The organism is Brevundimonas sp. UBA7507 (assembly GCF_002478355.1).
Taxonomy (GTDB): Bacteria; Pseudomonadota; Alphaproteobacteria; order Caulobacterales; family Caulobacteraceae; genus Brevundimonas; species Brevundimonas diminuta_D.
The window spans coordinates 1-3,018 of the sequence record NZ_DLNP01000009.1; the positions used below are offsets into that span (position 1 = coordinate 1).

General features: G+C 66.0%; 6 protein-coding genes. 4 read left to right on the top strand and 2 right to left on the bottom strand.

The annotated features are described in order from the left end of the window. Window positions 1-125 precede the first annotated feature (125 nt). The 4 genes from B3D50_RS05640 to B3D50_RS05655 all read left to right on the top strand — a co-directional run bounded on the left by B3D50_RS05640 (window position 126) and on the right by B3D50_RS05655 (window position 1,386). A complete protein-coding gene (locus B3D50_RS05640; RefSeq protein ID WP_286950014.1) occupies window positions 126-290 on the top strand; it encodes a hypothetical protein in 165 nt (54 codons plus the stop codon). Between the two features lie 35 nt (window positions 291-325). After that, window positions 326-598 (top strand): hypothetical protein, encoded by a 273-nt coding sequence (locus B3D50_RS05645; RefSeq protein ID WP_286950015.1) that lies wholly within the window; start codon window positions 326-328, stop codon window positions 596-598. Between the two features lie 169 nt (window positions 599-767). Beyond that, entirely contained in the window at window positions 768-1,007 is a 240-nt protein-coding gene (locus tag B3D50_RS05650; protein ID WP_046652287.1) for a hypothetical protein, read from the top strand. Window positions 1,008-1,083: 76 nt separating this feature from the next. Continuing rightward, window positions 1,084-1,386 carry a hypothetical protein gene (locus B3D50_RS05655; protein ID WP_286950016.1) on the top strand — a complete coding sequence of 101 codons (303 nt, stop codon included), beginning with the start codon at window positions 1,084-1,086 and terminating at the stop codon, window positions 1,384-1,386. A gap of 803 nt (window positions 1,387-2,189) precedes the next feature. Here the strand turns inward: B3D50_RS05655 and B3D50_RS05660 are convergent. Together B3D50_RS05660 and B3D50_RS05665 are read right to left on the bottom strand one after the other, a co-directional pair. Continuing rightward, window positions 2,190-2,639: a hypothetical protein gene (locus B3D50_RS05660; RefSeq protein WP_286950017.1), complete on the bottom strand. Its 450-nt coding sequence runs from the start codon at window positions 2,637-2,639 to the stop codon at window positions 2,190-2,192. After that, window positions 2,636-3,018, bottom strand: a 383-nt coding sequence (locus B3D50_RS05665) for a M15 family metallopeptidase (RefSeq protein WP_286950018.1), incomplete at its 5' end; no start/stop codon positions are given. The genes B3D50_RS05660 and B3D50_RS05665, both read right to left, overlap by 4 nt.

Sequence of the window (3,018 nt, forward strand, 5' to 3'; positions counted from 1 at the left end):
CAGATTGTCCTCCTGCCGCCTGGTGCAGGCGTCCACTGGCTAGACCTGAGCGCAGCCGAAGACCTCATTCTGCAGCCCTCCCACGCCGGTTCGCTGACCGTGCAGAAGGTCTGGCCGGAATCGCCATGACGGCCGAGACCGATCTGCAGAAGGCCGCCCGCTTCGAAGCCGAAGCCCGTGAGCTTCACCGCCGTTCGCGCGCGGCGGCCAACCTACCCGCTTCCATCGTCCTGCGCTTCCGCGCGCTGTGGAAGGAAGAGGCGGCGCGCTTGCTGCGGCGCCAGCGCTAGGCCGCGACTGGGCGACTCAGTTACACCGCCGCGCCATGACGCCCGAACAACTGACCACCGCCCTCGACGCCATGACCGCCGCTGCTGGCGACAACATCGACCTTCTCCCCGGCCTCATCGAGGTCAACAGCGACGAATGGTGCGAAACCCTCTACGCGATTGAGAAGACGACAAGGTCGCTGGACGAGGGAATCCGGCACCGCGAGATCAAGGTGGTCGTCTCATCTGCATACAAAACACGAGTGCTGACCCGAGCGGAGGCCGGGGAGCGGGGCGCGCCGTATCGGGATTTAGTGTCGCGAAGCTGACGCGCCCTCCACCGCAGACAACAATGGAGGGCGCGCGCTTCTCCCCCGATGCGCACGCGAGCCAGCATCGCAGCGCGCGGAGCCAACATACCCGGCGCAAGAGGGTTCCCCTGCGCTTGGAACCCTTCTCCGCGCCTTCGACTTTAACGGCCTGCTCAGGAGGTCGATCATGGTTGTTCGTTCACGCGCCACACTCAGAGATCAGGCCGGTGTGAAGCTGGTTCGCATCGAGCGCCTGGCGAAGCAGCAGCGCGAGATTTCTTTTCGGCTTTCGTCCCACCGGGACGGCAGTCAGCGCCTGATTACGGATGAAGCCGAGGCGCACAGGGCCTTTGCGCGCGAGGTCGCGGCCTCTCTCCAGGATCCGGTCGTACTCGGACTGATCGAGCGCGGCGTCCTCCAGAACTGATGGGCGACCAGCCCTTGAAACCCCGCGATCTCTAACCAGATAGCGGCCGCCTTCAATCTTCACTGGAGAAGCTTCGATGCGAACCGTCGTTGTTGAACCCTTTGGCGATATCTGGGCTGTCCGACTGGACGACGTTGAGCCGCAGCTGTTCGCCCGCGGCCGCGCGGCGGAAGACGCCGCCAAACAGATCGCACACAGGCTCGCGGCCGCCGGCGACCATGTCGAAATCCACTTGCACCTGCGAAACGGCCAACAGGCCGCGCGCTTCATCTGCCTGCCGCCGCTGTCTGTAGAGGACGGGCCGCTGCTGGTAGGGGGCAGCTTGCTCGCCTCCAGCACGCGCCGGGCACAGATTCAGGCCGACAGCGTCGACGCTTAAATCCTGCTTTCGATACGAAAACCCCTCGCCAGCGCTTGGGGCATCCGGCGAGGGGCGGTTCTACAGAGGACAGCCCCAAAGGATGGGGAGGGCTGCGATGATCCAACCGGCAGGGAGACGCACGGTTCCAAACGAAGAAAGGCCCGCCCCGGCGAATCGGGGCGGGCGAGTCGTTCGTCCCGTCGATGGTTAGGCCTAAGCCTGAGTGAGAGGACTTGCCGCCACCTCCAACCTTGCGCTGCATTTAAAGCGCCGCTCCAGCTTTGAGCTACACTCTGGTACCGCATCGACCGCTACGCCGAACCACAGTAGCACGAAAGCCCGCCACCCCGAAGAATGACGGGCCTCGGTAGCGGAGCCTGAGGGCTCGACGCTCAGTCCTGATTGGTGGCGTGATCTCGGTGCGCGTTCCGAAGCTTCTGGAGGAGCACGTCGCGATCTGGCGTCTTCCAGAAGCTTTCCGTCTGACGCCAGCCGCAGGAGCATTTCGCCATCCACTGGTCAGCAATAGGCTGCGGCTCAAGGGTTAGCGTGTGGTCGACCATGCCTTGAGCATATCACACTAGCCCGGCCGGGGACGGATTTCCGGCTTCACCCTACAGCCCTCTCTCGCGACGGACGCCCGCTCCCAGCCGCGACGTCCCCACGACCTCGCCTCGGCGTCGCTTGTGAGGTGATCGCGAACGGCGCCCGCCTCGGCAGCCGTGACCGGCGCCACGATGCTTCCGGCGACGGGGGGCTCAGCCTCCAGCGGAGCGCACAGGCGCGGGTCGACGGCGGCCGGGACGACCGGCGCGACGGTCTCAACCGGCAGGCTGGAGAGCGCGCCGCAGCTCGTCAGGATCAACGAGGCTGCGAACAGGGCAACGGTTCTCATCATAGGTCGGCTCCTTGGTGACGATGCGCTCGATGATGCGGCAGGATTGACGGGCTTCGGCGACGCGCGCGGCGCAGCGATCGATCTCGCTGGCCACGGCCTCGATGGCAGCTGACGTCTCCTGCTTGCGCAGGGTTTCGGAGGCGTCGAACTGCGCCTTCCAGTTGCGGGCGGCCCGCTCATAGTCGCCAGCCGCGCGCTTCAAATCGGCCGCCTCCTGGGCGGCGCGCTCCAGCCGGTCAGCCGGGCCGACGCCGGGCAGGAAGTGCCAGATGGCGGCGCCCATTACGCCGGCTGCGATCCACGGCAGGAAAGGGACAAGAGCGCGGCCGAGCGTTCGGGCGACGACAGCCGCCGTGGTCAGGAGGGCGCTCATCGGACCAGCTCGAAGTGGGGGCTGTCGGTTTCGCCGCGCTCACGCGGTTTGCCGTCCATGTCCCAGTCCGCGCCCCAGCGGATGCGCGTGCCACGCTCTTTTGCCGCAGCGAACATGGCCTTGGCGATGGCGTCGAACTTCGGAAAGCGGGTCGGGCCTTCCCAGTCCACGGGGAACGGGATCAGGTCGACTGCGTGCCCATAGCCGGTTTTAGGGTTGACGAAGTGGTTGCTGGTCAGGGTCCAGGTGACGACCTTGCCGGGCTTCGCGCGTCCCTGCGCATAAAGCTCGCGCTGGCGCTGCGGGGTGCGAACACCCTCCAGCACTGAGAAGTCGACGGTCGAAAGCTGGATGGCGCGCTCGACCACTCGGACGAGAT

Coding starts and splice junctions, on each gene's coding strand:
- B3D50_RS05640 (WP_286950014.1), top strand. CDS start 126: ATGACGGCCGAGACCGATCTGCAGAAGGCCGCCCGCTTCGAAGCCGAA.
- B3D50_RS05645 (WP_286950015.1), top strand. CDS start 326: ATGACGCCCGAACAACTGACCACCGCCCTCGACGCCATGACCGCCGCT.
- B3D50_RS05650 (WP_046652287.1), top strand. CDS start 768: ATGGTTGTTCGTTCACGCGCCACACTCAGAGATCAGGCCGGTGTGAAG.
- B3D50_RS05655 (WP_286950016.1), top strand. CDS start 1,084: ATGCGAACCGTCGTTGTTGAACCCTTTGGCGATATCTGGGCTGTCCGA.
- B3D50_RS05660 (WP_286950017.1), bottom strand. CDS start 2,639: ATGAGCGCCCTCCTGACCACGGCGGCTGTCGTCGCCCGAACGCTCGGC.